This is a genomic window from Lacticaseibacillus saniviri JCM 17471 = DSM 24301, assembly GCF_001311785.1.
GTDB lineage: Bacteria > Bacillota > Bacilli > Lactobacillales > Lactobacillaceae > Lacticaseibacillus > Lacticaseibacillus saniviri.
In genome coordinates this window covers 40,234-59,002 of sequence record NZ_BBBX01000012.1, presented here as the reverse complement: position 1 = coordinate 59,002, position 18,769 = coordinate 40,234, and the positions used below count along the sequence as shown (strand labels likewise).

Annotated in this window: 7 protein-coding genes and 8 pseudogenes; 2 read left to right on the top strand and 13 right to left on the bottom strand. The window is 49.0% G+C overall.

All coding sequences use genetic code 11. From position 1 onward, the window contains the following. Positions 1-39: 39 nt before the first annotated feature. Positions 40-351 (bottom strand): YxeA family protein, encoded by a 312-nt coding sequence (locus JCM17471_RS07375; RefSeq protein ID WP_225354179.1) that lies wholly within the window; start codon positions 349-351, stop codon positions 40-42. 64 nt (positions 352-415) lie between these two features. Continuing rightward, positions 416-1,164, bottom strand: a pseudogene (locus JCM17471_RS16800) (GH25 family lysozyme). A 364-nt stretch (positions 1,165-1,528) separates the two neighbouring features. Here JCM17471_RS16800 and JCM17471_RS07365 point away from each other — a divergent pair. After that, positions 1,529-2,452, top strand: coding sequence for an SPFH domain-containing protein (locus tag JCM17471_RS07365; protein ID WP_054777384.1), 924 nt, complete (start codon positions 1,529-1,531; stop codon positions 2,450-2,452). A gap of 285 nt (positions 2,453-2,737) precedes the next feature. Then, positions 2,738-5,419 (top strand): HAD-IC family P-type ATPase, encoded by a 2,682-nt coding sequence (locus tag JCM17471_RS07360; protein ID WP_054777383.1) that lies wholly within the window; start codon positions 2,738-2,740, stop codon positions 5,417-5,419. 54 nt (positions 5,420-5,473) lie between these two features. On the opposite strand, the gene JCM17471_RS07355 is transcribed toward JCM17471_RS07360, so the two are convergent. The 11 genes and pseudogenes from JCM17471_RS07355 to JCM17471_RS07305 form a co-directional block, all read right to left on the bottom strand. Beyond that, the gene (locus tag JCM17471_RS07355) at positions 5,474-6,247 is read right to left on the bottom strand and encodes an epoxyqueuosine reductase QueH (RefSeq protein ID WP_054777382.1); all 774 of its coding nucleotides are present in this window, start codon (positions 6,245-6,247) and stop codon (positions 5,474-5,476) included. Between the two features lie 123 nt (positions 6,248-6,370). Next, a pseudogene (locus JCM17471_RS07350) lies at positions 6,371-8,380 on the bottom strand (PTS sugar transporter subunit IIABC). 20 nt (positions 8,381-8,400) lie between these two features. Next, a pseudogene (treC, locus tag JCM17471_RS07345) lies at positions 8,401-10,043 on the bottom strand (alpha,alpha-phosphotrehalase). A gap of 9 nt (positions 10,044-10,052) precedes the next feature. After that, a complete protein-coding gene (gene treR / locus JCM17471_RS07340; RefSeq protein ID WP_054777381.1) occupies positions 10,053-10,748 on the bottom strand; it encodes a trehalose operon repressor in 696 nt (231 codons plus the stop codon). A gap of 319 nt (positions 10,749-11,067) precedes the next feature. After that, positions 11,068-11,693, bottom strand: a pseudogene (locus tag JCM17471_RS07335) (DNA alkylation repair protein). Positions 11,694-11,780: 87 nt separating this feature from the next. Further along, positions 11,781-13,140, bottom strand: a pseudogene (gene rlmD / locus JCM17471_RS07330) (23S rRNA (uracil(1939)-C(5))-methyltransferase RlmD). Between the two features lie 124 nt (positions 13,141-13,264). Further along, positions 13,265-14,289, bottom strand: a pseudogene (locus JCM17471_RS07325) (diacylglycerol kinase). A 13-nt stretch (positions 14,290-14,302) separates the two neighbouring features. After that, positions 14,303-15,732, bottom strand: a pseudogene (gene gatB / locus JCM17471_RS07320) (Asp-tRNA(Asn)/Glu-tRNA(Gln) amidotransferase subunit GatB). 1 nt (position 15,733) lies between these two features. Further along, a pseudogene (gatA, locus tag JCM17471_RS07315) lies at positions 15,734-17,184 on the bottom strand (Asp-tRNA(Asn)/Glu-tRNA(Gln) amidotransferase subunit GatA). Positions 17,185-17,189: 5 nt separating this feature from the next. Continuing rightward, positions 17,190-17,486, bottom strand: coding sequence for an Asp-tRNA(Asn)/Glu-tRNA(Gln) amidotransferase subunit GatC (gatC, locus tag JCM17471_RS07310; protein WP_054777379.1), 297 nt, complete (start codon positions 17,484-17,486; stop codon positions 17,190-17,192). A 120-nt stretch (positions 17,487-17,606) separates the two neighbouring features. Further along, positions 17,607-18,758, bottom strand: a complete 1,152-nt coding sequence (locus JCM17471_RS07305; protein ID WP_054777378.1) for a CamS family sex pheromone protein — start codon at positions 18,756-18,758, stop codon at positions 17,607-17,609. Positions 18,759-18,769: the final 11 nt, after the last annotated feature.

Here is an 18,769-nt window from a genome sequence, read left to right as displayed (position 1 = left end):
TCAACTTATCCAATGCTTTCTTGGGCACACTGCTCTTGTTCACTGCTTCCCAGCGCGTGACCCCTTTTTCTCATTATAAGTCATCTTCAAGTAAGCGCGCATCTTTAGTGGGCGTGACTTATTGCCATAAAATTCAATCTTGCGCACCGCACCGTTTTCATCATAAGCATTCTGGTCATAGCGATAATCCGTAAAGTCTGCCCCGCTATCATCCTTGCGGGTTTCCTTGGTTCCTGTGTTTTTAATTTGCGTGTAATAGATCGTACCACCGTAATTGGTGATCTCATAAATTTTGAGGCCACCAAACACTAAGACAAAGAGCACGACTAATCCAATAATAAATTTCTTCACTTTGGAATCACCTCATCTATATTATGCATAAACAAGTTCAATATGACAGTGATTCCAGTGATAATCAACGAACAATTTTGTTAGATTGCGCCTGAAATTGAGCACTAGACCCATTAAATACGGCAGGTTGATAAAATTTCTTACTATCATCCCCCGGAAGTATAGCTGAATCTCGATATTGCCAGAAAGTGGCATGTTTGGGTGCTGTGTTGCTGACAACCCAACGTGGACTCTTCGGACTGATTGTTGCGACTCGCTCCAAAATTGTTGGTGTCCCCATCAGCATCACCTCGCGCCCCAAGCGCGTGTGAATCAGCTGAATCAGCGCCTCAAGCCGCGTCTGAAACTGGGCCTTAGAGGGTGGTGTATCTGTATATTGACTGTAGTACTCGAGGTAAATCCCGATTGGCAGATCCCCCAGGTCACTACCTACCTGTCGATTGAACTGATTGAATTGCGCTTCCGCGGTGCTATCAAAGCTGAAAAATGATAGACACCGACACGAATGCCACTGCCATTCACCCGATCGTAATTGGTCGCGAATTCATCATCAAAATAACTCGCCCCTTCCGTCGCTTTCAGGTAGACGAATTGAACGTGATTCTTCTGCAATGTGGGAAAATCCTGGATGCCATCCGTTTGGTCGAGCATGACGCCGAGCACCGGATACGTTTTGGCGTCCGGTCTCGGATTGCGATTCAGCCATAACCAGGCCCCTGCAATCAACACGCCTATGACCGTGAGTATACCCAACGCCCAAAACAAACGGTGGCGATTATTATAGGTTGATGCATATATCGGTTGTTTATGAATGTTACTCACTCCTATGCCACAATCATTCTTATTTATTATCTTATAACAATGTCGACCGAAAATCAGTCTCGAGGCGGATGTTGTTTTTCTTATTTGGATAATAATTGCCTTATCTGATGAAACCGCTTATGATAATGCTAAAGGAGATGAGGGTGATGCTAGACGATCGATTGTTGGGTAACGTTTACGTTAACATCGTCTGACACAAGTGGCACCATCAGTTTACTCGGTATCTTATATCAATATCGGTTGTTGGGTCCAGCCGAGGCAGGTGATACTGTTGTGATTGTGAAACACACCCCGCTCTATTTGGGCGTTATCAAGGCGGATAGTCAGTTAACGTACTAACATTGGAGGAATAACAATGAATATTATTTTAATGGCAGCACTTATTATTTTGGCAGTGATCATCGTTGTCATCATCTTCACCAGTGTCGCAATCATTCATACCGGTGAAGTTGGGATTGTTGAACGGTTAGGGAAATACACAGAAACGCTGCAACCAGGCTTTCACATTGTGATTCCGATTGTCTACCGAATTACACAGATTGTGAATATGAAACAGATCCCATTAAAAGTCGAAGAACAAGAAGTCATCACTAAGGATAACGTTGTGGTGCGCATCTCAGAAACCTTAAAGTACCATATCACCGACGTCAATGCCTACGTTTACCAGAACAAAGATTCAGTGCTATCAATGGTGCAGGATACCCGGGCCAATTTGCGGGGGATTATCGGTAACATGGATTTGAACGATGTCCTGAATGGGACTGAAACCATCAACCACACTTTGTTTGAGCAGATTGGCACCACTACTGCCGGCTACGGCTTGAATGTTGATCGGGTCAACATCGACTCCATTCAGGTCGACACCACGATTCAAGACTCCATGAACAAGTTGCTGCGGGCATCTCGTGAACGTGAAGCCAACATTATGGAAGCGGAAGGTCACAAGCAGGCCGCAATTGCCAAGGCCGAAGGTGAGAAACAAGCATCTATCCTGGAAGCTGAAGCCAATAAGCAAACCCAGATTTTGCAGGCGCAAGGTCGGGCCGAAAGTCAGCGTTTGATCGCTGAATCCGTCAAGGATCAGATCAACTTAATCAAGGATGGCTTGGCCGAAAATGGCGACGGCTACCTGCAATACAAGAACATTGAAGCGATGGAAGAACTTGCCAAAGGAAACTCAAACACCATCGTGATGCCAAGCACGGCTGTCGATTCATTCGGTGGTATCCCTGCCGTGGGGCAATTGTTGAAGCAAAAGCAGAGTGATAAGAAGGAATAGCGCAACAAGCGTGTGAAGTCACACATTTAATCCAGAGGTTGCCGCAACTCGCGGCAGCCTCTTTTTGTGTACAAGAACCGATATCTCCTTCTCAACCTTTAGTCCAGTTGACAATTGATTTGATAATTTGATATCTTGAATTAAATATCTACTGGAGGTGATAATCCGTGTCTGATGATGACGACGATGCACATAGGCGCTTTACCCGATCTTATTTCCAACGTGAATAGGCCAACACACTGTCGGCAATGATAATTCACAGTTGAAAATAAGGAGCGAAAATTTATGACAGAATCCACACCCGATTACCAGCGCCCGCCCGACGAATTTGCCAAAGACTATCCCAATGGTGACTTCGAACAAGGTTTAACGGAAGCAGAAGCCAGCAAACTTCTGGCAGAATTCGGTAAGAACCAACTCAGCAGTCCGGTCACACCTAAATGGCTGATTTTCATCCGCCAATTTAACAACATGATTATTTATATCCTGCTGTTTGCCGCCCTGTTGACCATTCTGATGCAGCACTACTCCGATGCCGTTATTATCGGTATTGTGGTCGTGATCAATGCATTTATTGGTTATTACCAAGAAATCAGTGCTTCCAACGCGCTCGCTAAGATCAAAGCGATGATGGCCACTAACGCATCAGTTTATCGCGATGGCAATCGGATCGATATTCCCGCAACCGATTTGGTTGTCGGTGATGTCGTCTTTTTAGAAGCTGGTGACAATGTCCCCGCTGATCTTCGGATCGTTGAGGCCGATAACCTGCGTATTCAGGAATCGGCCCTCACAGGTGAAGCAGATTCGGTTGAGAAAACGATCGAATCTTTACCCGCATCGCAAATCGCGCTCGCGGATCAACACAATATGGCCTTTGCGACTACTGCCGTGACTAACGGAAGTGGCCTGGGTGTCGTTGTTGCAACGGCAGCCGATACCCAAATTGGCCAGATCTCTTCGGCTGTTCAAGCCGTCAAACCACGTAAGACCCCGTTGATGCGTGAAATCGATCAACTGGGTACTGGTGTTTCCTATGTTGTCTTAGGCGCCGCCGTGGTTCTTTTTGCCCTCGGCTTATTCTTACAAATTTATGCTGTCTCGGCTTTGGCCCTCGCTGTGGTCACCATGATCGTGGGCTCAATGCCTGAGGGTCTGCCCGCGACCACCTCGGTGATTCTCGCCATGGGGGTCAGCGATATGGCCAAGCGCCAACACGCTATCATCAAGACCCTGCCCGCTGTTGAAACACTGGGTTCTGTCGATGTGATTGCGACCGATAAAACAGGGACGTTGACGCAAAATCAAATGACAGTCAAAGACATTATCATCGATCACGAGCATCTGACCGTGACCGGTGATGGCTATCGCCCTGCCGGTGACATCCTGCAAGACAATCAACCCGCACCATTGACCGACAAACTCGATCTCTTTTTACGGGCCGGGTTTGAAGCCAATGACACGGTGCTGGTCAAAACCGATGACCAATACGAAATCAATGGTGAGCCGACCGATGGCGCGTTTTTAACCCTCTTTTATAAGCGCCATCCATTCGGTGAGGTCACCTCTGAAACCGAAATCGATATGCTACCATTTGATTCCGATTACCGATACATGGCGAAGCTGGTGCAGCTCGATAATGGCCAAAAGCGGTTATTCATCAAGGGCTCGCCCGACAAGCTGATGCCGATCGCGCAAGGTGATTTTGACCAGAATTATTGGAATGACACGGTCAAAGCACTCTCACTTGAAGGCAAGCGCGTTGTCGCCGTGGGTTATCGCGACGTGGCGGCCGATACGATGAGTGTCACCCATGAATTGATTGCAGAGGGCATTCAGTTCTTAGGCGTGGCCGGCATCATCGACCCGCCTCAAGAATCAGTCGTCACTGCCTTGGCGGAAATGCGCCGCGCGGGTGTTGCCGTCAAAATGATTACAGGGGATCATCCCCTGACCGCCAAGACCATTGGCGAAAAATTAGGCCTGGCGGAAAACATTAACGTCATGACCGGCGCTGAATGGGATCAACTGTCAGAAGTGGATCACCAAGCAGCCGTGCGTGACCACCAAGTGTTCGCGCGGACCACACCAAAGAATAAACTTGAGATTGTGGCTGCCTTACAAGCCAACGACCAGGTAACCGCAATGACCGGTGACGGGGTCAACGATGCCCCTGCCCTGAAGCAAGCCGACATCGGTGTCGCCATGGGGATTAAGGGAACGGATGTGGCCAAGGATGCGGCCGACATGATTTTGACGGATGATAACTTCTCGACGATGAGTGCCGCCATCCGTGAAGGTCGCCGCATCTATGATAATATTCGCAAAAGTATACTCTTCTTACTCCCCACCTCATTTGCGGAAGGTCTGATTGTGGCGCTGACCATCTTGTTCCAACGCGAGATGCCATTGCAGGCACCGCAGTTACTCTGGATTAACATGGTATCGGCAATCACGATTCAGTTTGCCTTTATCTTTGAACCCGCAGAAGCTGGACTCATGATGCGGCCGCCACGCAAAACCGGCAGTCACCTGATGAACCGCCACGATGTCTTCCAAATGGCTTATGTGTCAATCAGTATGGCCGCCATGGGCTTGTTCGCCTACGATTGGTTGCTCGGGATGGGTGCGGATCAGGCTACCGCTAGCACGATGATGGTGAACATCATCGTCATCAGTAAGATTTTCTACCTGTTCAATATCCGCACCAACGCCTTGGCTTTCTCGAAGTCCTTCTTCTCTAACCCCAAGGCCTTCTTGATTATCGCAGCCATGATTGTGCTGCAGTTGATTCTCACGTATGTGCCGTTCATGCAGGGCGTGTTCTACACCGAACCGTTGACATGGATGGAATGGGGTGGCGCCGTCCTGTTCGGGACCGTGCCATTCCTGTTAGCAGAAGCGGACAAAATCATTCGCCATCTACTGGCAAAACACAGTGCCAACAAAGCTGTCTCTGCACGATAATCACACCATAAAACGAGGTTGTGCTCTCCTAACGGGATGAGCGCAACCTCATTTTTAATTGGCATCAGTATTGTGGGCGGTAAACGAAAATGCGATATTATCGAACGTATCATCCCGGTGTTGCTTATAGTAGGCGGTCGCGTCCCGGTTGACTTGCGCCAGATCCACGCCCTGTAACTTGGCCGCAAATAAGCAACCACAGTAGCACTGGCGATACACGTTGTACTCTTCGCTCATCTCGACGGAGCGCTTGTACCCACCCCGCTTCTTGAAGTCGCTGGGTAAGTAATCGACATTGTAGAGATACTGAATCTCCATGCCCAACTCATTGATCAGTTGAGCATTTTTGTGTGGGCTAATGGTCAACGCACTCGCAAAATAATCGAAGTGCCATTCCTTGGCCTTGTCCGCGACCCGATCCAGGCGGAAGGTGTAACACACGGTGCACCGCGCGCCACCTTCTGGTTCGTTGGTCAAGCCCTTCACCGCATTGATCCATTCACTGGGCTGGTAGTCGGCCGCAATGAAGGTCACGTGATTCCCCGTTTTGGCATTGAAATCCGTGATGAACTGTTGTTGCACGTGTTTGCGGCGTTCGTACTCCATCCGCGGATGAATATTGGGATTATCATAATAGACCGTGACATCCGCAAACGCCGTCAGATACTCCAGCGTGTAGGTCGAGCACGGCGCGCAACAGCTGTGCAGCAGAATCCGTGGCCGCTTCTGTTCAGCTTGCCAACCAGCCACGACCTGTTGGAGAACATAATCGTAATTCACCTTTTGATTTTTCTCAAACATGGTCTTGATCTCTTCTTCGCTCAGCATTGCGGTCCTCTCCCGTCGTTGTTTTGTTCATTTTATCACATTTTTTAACATGACTTAACCAAAAAAGAAGGTCAACCTCACCAAATGGCTGGGTTAATCTTCTTTGATGACAATGCTAGCGCTTCAATTACTTTTGTCGCCCAAATGACGCTTTTTAGGCGCATTTGCCTTAGCAACACCATCGTTTGCTTCGTTGTAACCGAAGAAGTAAGTGATGGTAAAGGCAGCAACCAATGTCACGATGGAAACAATCCAGAAGTACAACAAGTTGTTGGGATTAGACGCACTGGCAAATGATGGGAAACCAATCAGACTACCCGTGAATCCGTACATATCGACACCCAGCAGCCCATTGAGCAAGCCACCAATGGCAGCACCGATACTACTTGTGATGAAGACGCGACCGTACTTCAAGTTGACCCCGTACATGGCAGGTTCTGTGATCCCGACAAAGGCGGAGATCGCAGCGGAGATGGATAATCCCTTCAGGTTCGCATTATTGCGGGTCTTGACCCAAACGGCCAATGCCCCAGCACCTTGCGCAATCATGGTAACCGACACAATCCCATTGAGGACCGAGTGACCACCAGCAACGGATAACTGTTGCGCGATGATTGGCACAACCGCCCAGTGTAATCCAAAGATAACCAGCACTTGATACAGACCGCCGATAACCAGACCAGACAGTGGCAAGCTGAGGTTCAAGAGGGCTTGTAAGGCGTTGGACAAGCCTGTCGAAATCAACGTGATGACAGGGCCGACAATCAACAGGACGGTCAAACCAACCAGGAAGATTTCAACTAATGGACTGAAAATCATCCGCAGCATCACTGGCATCCACTTCTTGATCCACGGTTCGATTTTTGACGCCATCCATGCGGCAAAAATCATTGGGAAGATCGAATACGTGTATTGGGGAATGTGGACAGGAATCCCCGCGAAGTTCGAATTAATCCCCATGCCCAAAATGGTACCGGTGAACTTGCCGGAAGCCACAATATCTGTCAGCGAAGGATAGATCAGAAATGCCCCAATTACGGCGACAATCGCGGGATTAGCTCCCAGCTTCTGGGCGGCCGTGAAGCCGACGAGCACGGGCAGGAAGTAGAATGTCGCATCGCCCATCGCGTTGATCAAGAGATAGGTCTGCGACTTGGTCACATCATTGCCCCAAATCATCACAATCAGGGTCAAAATCCCTTTCAACATACCACTGGCAGCTAACAGCCCAACCACTGGCATCATGGAACCCGTAATGGTCCCAATCAAAGCAGATGCGCCACGTTTAGTTTTGCCCCACAGACTCTGGTCGAGATCTTCATCTGTTGTGTCTGCGATTGCTTGCGCGGTACCTTCCGCGTTCGCATACCCCGGGCCTAACTGCTTGATAGCTTCATCATAAACATCACCGACTGTTTGCCCGATGACGACTTGATACTGACCGCCGGCACGAGCCACGTCAATGACACCAGGAATCTCACGCACTTCATCATCGTTTGGCACGTGGTCATCCTTCAAATAAACCGTAAACGGGTGATACAGTGAATCAGGCTATTAACGTTCTGTTGCCCACCCACTTCTTTGAGCACTAAACGCGCTGTTTTCGCGTATTCATTGGCGTCCTCTTCACTGACATTAGCATCAGGTGCTGTTGAAACAGAAGCAGTCGCTTCTTTCAGCGTCGCCACGGCTGCTTCATCACCCGCAGCCACTTCACCCGTATTGACATCAATATGATCCAGTTTATCGGTTGTATTGGTAATCGCGACGATGACCGTGGTTTTCTTCCCTGCCGCGTGAATCGCATCCAAGTCCATGGAACCAATAGCATCGCCGGCTTTGACTGCCATGTCCATCGCCGTATCAATCTCAAAAGGCGCGCCCTTCAATTCAACTGTATCAATCCCCAAGTGAATCAATAATTCCAAGCCGCTATCGGTTTTAATCCCGATGGCATGTTTGGTGTCGGCCAACATGATGATGCGGCCGCTGACTGGGGCAATGATTTGGTTGCTCGATGGTTCAATCCCAAACCCGTCACCCATCATTTTCTGGGAAAAAGACGGGATCGGAGACATCCGTAATGGGCATCAACAGCCCCGAAACAGGTGCTAACAGATGTTCAACTGTCATGATAATTCCTCCTCAATAAATCAATTATGAATAATAGCGAGTGTTGTAAATGGTTCAAGTGTCACAGTAGCCTGGAACGTCACCTCTGTTGCGTTGGTCAGCAGAATTTTGCCGCTCTGCCAATCCTTAGGCAGTGGCACATCGATAGCGTGATCCGCAAAATTATTGAGGACCAAGACCGCGGTATCATCCAAATGCCGCTCGTACGCGTAGAGCCAATCGATGTCTTCACCGAATGGGCGATAATCGCCGCGTGCAATCACGGGATTTTGCTTGCGAATCGCAATCAGTTGTTGATAGAAGTCAAAAATCTGACCGTGCTCGAGTTCAGCCGCCACATTGACTTGATTCTGATTGGTTGGGCGCAGCCATGGTGTCCCACTGGTGAAACCGGCATTGGCTGAATCATCCCATTGCATCGGGGTCCGCGAGTTATCACGGGCCTTTTGGTGAATAATCGCAAATGCTTTTTCGGGGGTCAATCCCTGTTGCAATAATGATTTGTATGCGTTGTGCGCTTCGATATCCACATAGTCATCCATGCTAGTGTATTGTGGATCACTCATGCCAATTTCTTCGCCCATGTAGATATAAGGCGTTCCACGTGAGAGATGAATGCTTGCGGCCAAGACCTGAGCGCTTCGAATGCGATAATGGCTCACTTCGCCGAATCGATCCAGGGCCCGCGGTTGATCGTGGTTGTTCCAAAACAGCGCTTGCCAGCCACCGCTTTGTGACATCCCCGCTCCCCACTTATGCAGGAGGTCGCGAAGTGCATTGAAGTCGTAGCGCATATTGGTCCACTTTTCACCATTTTGATAATCGGTCTTCAAGTGATGGAATTGGAACACCATGCTCAATTCATGGTTCTCAGGTTTGGTATACGCCGTCGCGTGCGGCAGATCCGTCGAACTCATCTCACCGACTGTGACGCTATTATCATCCTGATCAAAACTATTCGCCGCTAATTCCTTGATGTAATCCTCGACAATCGGCGTATCGGTGTAGAGCGTCTTACTTTCAATCTGCGGTGGTGCGTCGACCAGTGTTTCCGATTTGCCGATGACGTTCAAGACATCGAAGCGGAAGCCGTGGACCCCCTTGGCCCGCCAGAAGTTAACGATAGCCGCCGCTTCTTGCCGCACCGCTGGATTGTGCCAATCCAGATCGGCTTGGGTGGGATCATAGAGATGCAGATAATAGTTACCCGTATCGCCAAATGGTGCCCATGCGGGACCGCCAAACTTGGATTCCCAATTGGTTGGTAGACTACCATCAGCCTTGCCAGGGCGAATATAGTAATAAGCTTGATACTTGGGGTCCCCCGCAAGTGCCTTTTGGAACCAGGCGTGCTCGGTACTGGTGTGATTCAGCACCATATCCAGCATCACATCGATATTGATTGCCTTAAGCTTAGCCACCAGCTCTTCAAAATCGGCCATGGTGCCAAACCGCGGATCGATGTTGCGGTAATCGGCAATATCGTAACCGTTATCATTTTGGGGTGAAACAAAGAATGGATTGAACCAAATCATATCGACATTTAAGCGTTTGAGATAATCGATTTTTCGATGATACCGCGCAAGTCGCCGATACCGTCACCGTTACTGTCATAGAATGATTTGGGATATAACTGATAAATCACTTTGTCTTGAATACTCATAGTCTCCTCCTAAATTCGCCGAGCAAAATCTTGGAACCGAAATCGATCGGGTCGATGTCGCGATTCCGTGTACTGAAAAGCTGTGGTATCTTCGAGGCTGGTCACACTTTTGACCACCACCACCATCCCATCTGCGGGCAGCTCCAACAGTGCCTGGTCTTGCTCGGTCGCCGGTTCCACCGTGATTTCTTTCTTAGCGTATGCGATTCGCAGATGCAACGTCTGCTCAAAATACTGATAAATCGAATCCTCCGCGACCGCCTTACTGATCTTGGGGACGACATCCTGATCGATATAGTCGATGTCGATAATCAGAGGCTCCTGGTTCAATTCGCGCAGGCGCACCAGCTGTGTTACTGTCATCGGTTTGGCATTGGGATCAACCGCCGCAAAATCGCTCAGTGGCAACGTTGTTGTGCGCGATGACACCAAGGTCGTCTTGGTCTGAAGGTTCGCGCGTGTCGCTAATTCCTTATAACTCACAACACCGGAGACCGGGAACACATACTGTTGGCGGTTAATCACCGTTGACCCCTTGCCCTTTTGTGATTGGATGTAGCCTTGTTCGCGCAAGCGTTCGAGCGCTTTACGAATTGTATCGCGGGAAGCACCATATAATCGCTGCAGGCGCTGTTCGCTGGGTAACAATTCATTTGTGGCGTACACGCCTTCGCTGATTTTGGTTTGCAAGTCTTGAAAGACCAAATTAAACTTGTTGTCATCTCATCACCTGTAATCGCTTTCTATATTTTTATGATAATACTTGTACGTACAAGTTGTCAAAAATAAAAGGTTGAATATCACTGGATTTGTTTGTTCCTGTACGGACAGGTTAAGCACCGACTAAACGCCAATCACGCTACTGGCGTGAATTGTTGTGTTTTGTCAGCGCTGTCATGACGCGGATGAGCGGCATCAATCATCGTCCTTCTCCACCAAGTTTTTTACGCTAACTGACCATGAGTTGGTTACCGCACAAAAAAGCTTGTGACGCCCCCGATGGGAGTGAAGTGTCACAAGCTTTTTATAGATACTTACCGCCTTCGCGGGTGGCTAATGAAGACAATGGGTGGCCGGCGATGAATTGGCGTACCCATTCTGGATCGGTTTTGGCGTAATCGCGCAGTGCCCAGCCAATCGCCTTTTGGATGAAGAATTCATCCGTCGCCTGATCGGCAAGAATTGCTTTGGTCAACATGGCCGTATCCGTATCAGCCTTAGCGGTCAACTGCAAGTTAATGCCGACACGACGCAGCCAAAAATCATCTTGGCCGTAAACCATTCAAAAACCGTCTCTCGATCTTCGGGATGTCGCTTCACGTATTCTTGAAAAAGCTTGCGCCAGGCATCCACGCTATCCCACCACGCCTTATCATTCACATAGGGCACCAATTGTTCAAGCGATTCAAGCGACCAACGCCGCAAATTGATCAAGGCCATATCGATGGCGACATACTGATATTCGCGTTCTTCCCGTTGCCACAACCCATCGATCTGGCTTAGCACTTCGGGCAACGGGACAGTCAAACTCGCTTTGAGCAGGGCTTTACTCTGCGCTTTGCGTTCGGGCGTTTTCACCCCCACAAATGAGAAGTGATGCTTCATATACGTGGCCATTGTGACCGCATTGTCTGAATTGCCCATGAGCATAATGTCATCTTGAATCCACCTTTCTCAGTAAAAAAGAGGTTGTGCCCCACACAGAATGGGCGGCACAACCTCTTTTGATTAATCGGATTAACGCGTTAAGACCGTGATACTTTCGATATGTTGTGTTTGTGGGAACATATCGACCGGTTGCGTTGTGGTGGCCTGATACCCGAATTCCTCAAGGGCATGGATATCACGCGCTAAGGTTGCTGGGTTACATGAGACGTAAACCATTTTCTTTGGCAGCATGTAGCCAACCGCTTCAACGAAACTTGGATCGAGACCCTTACGTGGTGGATCGACCATCAGCACATCGGCCTGCAGGTTCTGATCTTTCCATGTCTGCATGACGTCTTCCGCCTTACCGACTTCAAAGGTCACGTTGTGGATGTCATTGAGTTCGGCATTCACCCGGGCATCCGCAACCGCATCAGGCACAACTTCCACCCCATAAACGTGCTTGGCATGGCGCGCCATGGTTAATGAAATGGTCCCAATCCCGGAATAAGCATCGATAACCACTTCGTTACCAGTCAAGCCCGCTTGTTCAACGGCTTTGGTGTACAGCACTTCCGTTTGGGTTGGGTTCACCTGATAGAAACTGAGTGGTGAAATATGGAACTTGCTTCCCAACAGTTCATCGGTTAAGTAGTCCTTACCAAACAAGGTCCGTGTGCTTGGGCCGAGGATGACATTGGTTGGTTTTGAATTGCGGTTCAACACGATACTGGTGACTTCTGGCATCATCTTAGTGATGTCGGCCACAATTTCGTCCAGATGTGGCACATCCCAGACGCGGCTGACCAGCACAATCATCATTTCGTGGCTGTAATAGCCACGACGCACCATAATGTGGCGAATGACACCCGTGTTTTTGCGTTCATCATAAGCGGGCACATGGTATTCACGCAAGCGATCGCGCACCATCATGATGGCCTGATCGATTTTTGGATCTTGAATGAAGAAGTCATCGATAGGAATCAATTCATGACTGCGCTTCTTGTAAAAACCAGTCTGCAGCATGCCATTGATGTCGCGAACGGGCACTTGTGCCTTGTTCCGGTAACCCGTTGGATTGGCCATCCCGATTGAAGGCAACACCTCGATATCGAGATGTGACTTCTTGTAGAGTTGGCGAATCTGTTCTTCCTTAAACTTGAGTTGTGCTGGGTAAGCCAAATGTTGCAATGGTGCAATCCCGGTTTGGGTATACGCACGACTGGTCACTTCAACACGATCCGGTGAATCCGTGAGCCGTTTTTGAACGCGCGCAAAACCGTATTGCTTCAGTGGCTTGACCACGCGAATCAAGACCTCTTCACCAGGCAAGGCGTCTTCAATAAACAGTGGATAGCCATCCACCTTGGCCACGCCTAAGCCTTCATACGTGAGGTCTTCAATGGTAACCGTCATTTCTTTGATTTTTCTTTACAGCTGTTTCGGGCAAGTTAAACCATCCTTTTAATTGTGTTCTCCGACAGATATCGCTCTATTTTACCAGACAATGACGCAGTATGCGAATAAGCCGCAAAAAGAGACCGCAACATGGCGTCACGATCTCTTACACGCAGTTAGTCTTTCTTATCACCAATCTTGCCATCACCATTGATATCTTGGTGAGAGATCGACTCAACTTCCTCAATATAAGCATCCGTGGCCTGTTGATCGGGGCCAAGATTCTTAGCGGGAATCTCATCGACATTGGCATACATCTCAATGTGTTGGCGTAAATTGACAAACGTCATCGGTGTGTCACCGCCGTATTCGCCATCGAGATTGATTTTCATTGGTTCGCCATCGGCCTTCGTGACCTTGAGGTGGCGGGTCTTGGTGTAGATAATCTTAGGATCATCGACATGTCGGCCGCCGTTGAATACCAGCGCCATCAAACGCAGGAATTCGGCCATGTTACCGGTTTTCACGATGATCAGTGAGAAGCGACCATCACCCAGAGCGGCATCGGGCAGAATTTGCTCGAACCCACCGATCGAGTTGGTCATCCCCAGCAAGAACATGCTGGCGGGGCCATCATAGACTCCGTCGTCATATTCCAGCCGCATCTGTTCTGTGTGAACCGCGGGTAACATTTCGGCTCCCTTGATCAGATAAGCCAAGTAACCAAAGATTGATTTGAATTCGGAAGGTACCGCATAGGTCAATTCGGTTAACAACCCACCACCGGCAATATTCATGAAGTAGGTGTCATTGGCCTGACCGATATCCATCCGGAGTTTTGGCCTTTTAAAATGATTTTGGCCGCTGCCACTGGGTCTTCACGCGGAATTCGCAGTGCGCGCGCATAGTCATTCGTTGTCCCGGCAGGAATGATCGCCATCTTGGGCCGAACCGGAAAACCGGCAATCCCATTGACAACCTCATTGATTGTGCCATCACCACCAGCGGCGACCAAGAGATCAAACCCCGCTTCAGTGGCGCGCATCGCTTCATGTTGTGCAGACAGTGGTTCCGGCGTTGTTTGAAAGGCGCTACTTTCATAGCCCGCCTGCTCCATCACGTCTAAGATGTCAGCAACAAAGCGCTTGAGGCCTTCGTTACCGGATGTTGGATTATATATTAACCGTGCCCGTTGCGTCATACCAATACTTCCTTTATCGTTTGTTTAATTCACTCATGAGAATCTGGTTAACCACTTTAGGATTGGCCTGACCATGGGTTTGTTTCATGATTTGGCCGACCAGGAAGCCAACAGCACGATCTTTCCCGTTATGGAAGTCATCGATACTCTGTTGGTTATCATCCAAGATGGCGTTGATGATTGGTGTCAAGACGGCTGGATCGGATTCTTGAATCAGACCCTTTTCCTTCACCCAAGCCTCTGGATCGGTATCATTCTTGATGATTTCTTGGAAGACCTTCTTGGCAATCTTACCAGAAATGGTGCCGTCTTCGATCAGGGCAATCATCTTAGCCAAGTGCGCGGGTGTCAAAGCAACATCCTGCAATTCCAAGTGATTGGCATTCAGGTAACCGGACACTTCACCCATCAACCAGTTGGAGGCTTGCTTAGCGGAACCGCCAGCAGCCACTGTTTCATCAAAGAAGTCTGACATTTCCTTGGTCAGCGTCAGCACACCGGCATCGTATTCAGGAATGCCCAGTTCGTTGATGTAGCGTTCGCGCCGCTTAGCAGGCATTTCTGGTAAGCGATCTTGTGCGGTTTGAATCCACTTGTCAGAAACAACAACAGGTGGCAAATCAGGTTCTGGGAAGTAACGATAATCATCGGCACCTTCCTTGACCCGCATCAAAATGGTTTCCTTCGTGTTTGGATCCCAGCGCCGTGTTTCCTGACGGATCTCGCCGCCAGCCATCAAGACGTTGACCTGCCGCTTTTGTTCGTAGCCCAAGCCATCACGAACGTGCGCAAAACTGTTCAGGTTTTTGATTTCGGTCTTGGTCCCGTAGGCTTCTTGACCAATAGGCCGCACAGAAAGGTTAGAATCGACACGCATGGAGCCTTCTTCCATCTTAACGTCAGATGCACCGGTGAATTGAACCACTTGGCGCAGTGTTTCCAGATAAGCATAGGCTTCTTCTGGTGTTTCGATGTCAGGCTTAGACACGATTTCAATCAGTGGTGTGCCCTGACGGTTCAAGTCGACGTAGGAGTAACCGTCATCTTCGTGCTGGTTCTTACCGGCATCTTCTTCGATATGCAGTTCGGCAATCCCAATTTTTTCTTGGCACCGTCAACCTCAATTTCAATCCAGCCATTGGTTGCCAGTGGTGCTTCACTCTGGGTGATCTGGTAAGCCTTTGGGTTATCAGGATAGAAATAGTTCTTCCGATCAAAATGTGTCAGTGGTGTGATGTCCGCATGCAACGCCAATGCGACCATCAAGCCTAATTCGTAGGCACCGCGGTTCACACTCGGCAAAACACCGGGGAAACCCCAGTCGATCACATTGGTCTCTGTGTTGGGTTCTGCACCATAAGAGACGGGACTTGGGGAGAACATCTTCGAGTTGGTCTTCAATTCAACATGGACTTCAAGCCCAATCGTCGTTTCAAAATTCATCTTATTTGCCCCCCGGAATTTGTGCTAAATAATCATTGGCGTCTTCAAATGCGGCGGCAGCCTGGTAGATGGTTGCTTCATCGAAGTGCTTCCCGATGAGCTGCATCCCAACAGGCATCCCGTCAACAAACCCAGCAGGTACAGAGGCTGCTGGTAAGCCGGCCAAGTTGACTGAAATGGTTAAAATATCGTTCATGTACATCACAACAGGATCGGTCACCTTGTCACCAATCTTGAATGCCGGTGTTGGTGTTGTTGGTGCCATGATCAAATCATAGTCTTTGAAGACAGTCTCAAAGTCTTGCGTGATCAAGGTCCGAATCTGGCCGGCCTTCTTGAAGTAAGCATCGTAGAACCCGGCAGATAAGGAGAAGGTCCCTAACATAATCCGGCGCTTGACTTCAGCCCCGAAACCTTCAGAGCGGGAACGCACGTAAACATCATCGAGGGTCTTCACGTCCTTGGCCCGGAAGCCGTAACGAATCCCATCGAACCGTTGCAAGTTAGAACTTGCTTCAGAACTAGCGATGATGTAATAAGCGGGTACCGCATACTTGGTGTGTGGTAAGGAGACTTCTTCAACAGTCGCGCCCATCGCTTTGAACTGCTCGGCTGCAGCCTTGATTTGGTCGGCAACAGCGGCATCGACCCCTTCACCCAGGTATTCCTTAGGTAGAGCAATCTTCATGCCAGCCATGGATTGACCAATCTTTGCGCCCAGATCTTCAGCAGGACGATCAACCGTCGTGCTATCGCGATCGTCTTGGCCAATAATGGTGTTCATCACGGGCACGGAATCACGGACACTGCGGGATAATGTCCCGATGGCATCAAGACTTGAACTGAAGGCAATCAGGCCCCAACGCGAAACCCGACCATATGTTGCTTGAAGCCAAAGATTCCGTTAAACGCGGCAGGTTGACGAATGGAACCACCGGTATCAGAACCCAGGGCAACCGGCACTTGGCCACTCGCAACAGCCGCTGCAGAGCCACCTGAAGAACCACCAGGCACTTTGGTGTGGTCCCAAGCGTTCTTTGTCGTCTTCAATGCGGAGGTTTCGGTTGAAGAACCCATCGCAAATTCGTCGAGGTTGGTTTTACCGACATTGATGGCACCGGCAGCAGCTAACTTGTCCATCACCGTCGCATTGTAGATGGGAACAAAGTTTTCAAGCATCTTGGAACTCGCTGTCGTGGTCAAATCCTTGGTCACAATATTATCTTTAATCGCAATGGGCATGCCGGCTAACGGTTGATCAGCCTTGATACCGGCTTGGTCAATCTTCTTTGCGTCGTCAATCGCATGATCATTGCGTGCCAAAAAGGCAGCGACTTCAGGGTCAATGGCATCCATGCCCTTCAAAGTCTCTGTCACCAATTGTTCACTGGTGATCTCGCCAGCCACCAACTGTTGGTGAAGCTGATCAATGTTTGTCTTAAAATAATCCACCACGATTAGTCTTCCTCCTTGTCGATGATTGCTGGCACTTGAATCAAGGTGTCCTTCTTGGTTGGGACATTCTTGAACAAGTCATCAAGTGGGGTTGGCGTTGTCGCCACGTCTTCACGCATCACGTTCTGCAAATGAACACTTTGCGTTGTCACAGGAACACCCGTGGTATCAACTTGTTCGAGTTGTTCGACCATGTTCAAAATTTCATCCATTTGGGCCGTAAACTGATCAAGTTCTGCATCCGAGAACTCAAGCCGTGCTAATTCAGCAACGTGTGCCACTTCGTCTTTAGAAATCATGCTTATCCCTACTTTCTTAACTGTTTGTTAGTTTACCACATTCTGTATTCAGGTGGCGCTTCAACGCCAAAAATGACGGGAAGAAACTGATTCGTTCCCGTCATTTTTGATTGATTCTGATTAATAGCTGTCAAACACGTGGGAATAGAACGTCTTATCGCCCGTTTCACGCGAGATGAACGCCTGAATCCCGGACACCGATTGAATCGTGATTTCAATTGGAATCGCGTTTGGTAAGTACTTATTCGCACTGGTCCCCACATACTGTGTGAAACTCATGATTTCAGTTTCACCATAGAATTGAGTGTTGATGGTAATCTTCATGCCGGCAACTTTCTTATCCACGTAATGCACTTGCGCGGTGATCCCCGCAAGCGTTGGGAAGAAGCCGGAAATCTGATTACTGAAATTACTGAAGTCAGTGGCCACGTTGGAATCGATTGCCTTTTGATTCTCAATAACAGGCAGCACTTCATTTTGCTCATTCACTGCGGTCCAATCACCAAGTTTGTTGCCGGATTTGACCACCGTATATTGCATGAAGGTCCCACCGACCAGGCTATCCGCATCCGCTTGCGCATAGAGCCCAATCAAAATTGGTGTGTCCTTGTCGACTTGTTTCATCGCCCGCAACCGTTCAATCACCTTAGCGGCCATTTCCTTACCCTTAGCGGTGAGTTGCGTCGTTGAGATATTGGTTTGGAACTGTGCGCCATACTTCACCTTGGTGTAGTAGTCGGTCTTGTTGAGTCCCAATGCAATTGCGACACCACCCAGCTTCATACCGTTGCTGGTTTGGGTCATGTAATCCTGTTCGAGAATCTGATTCAGGTAGATGGGATTGCGTGTTGTTGGGTCCGTTTTACCGTTATCCCGTGGATTCAAGCCCAGCTTATTGCTGTTTGATTCTCGGCCCAGCCATTCGCGCGCCGTGCTTGTGCTCAACAGCTGGCCTTCCTGGAAGACATACTTGTTGGTATTGAATTGTTGCTTGGATAACTCCAGCAAGCCAGATTCCATACTCTTGATATTAAATGTATTGCTGCCCTGATTGTTTTGCTCAATGGTCAGGCCACGAGCGGAAGAAGTTTGGTAGGTTCCGTTCTTAATCACACCCTGATACATATCGTTATTGACCGCGCCGGTTGTTTGGTAGCTACCGCTCTTACTGCCTGAAGTGGTCGTACTGTCACTATCAGAACCTAACTTACCACACGCGCTCAGTAGCACAACCAGTCCGATCATCAGACCAGTAGTGAATATTTTCTTCATGCCGTTTCTTC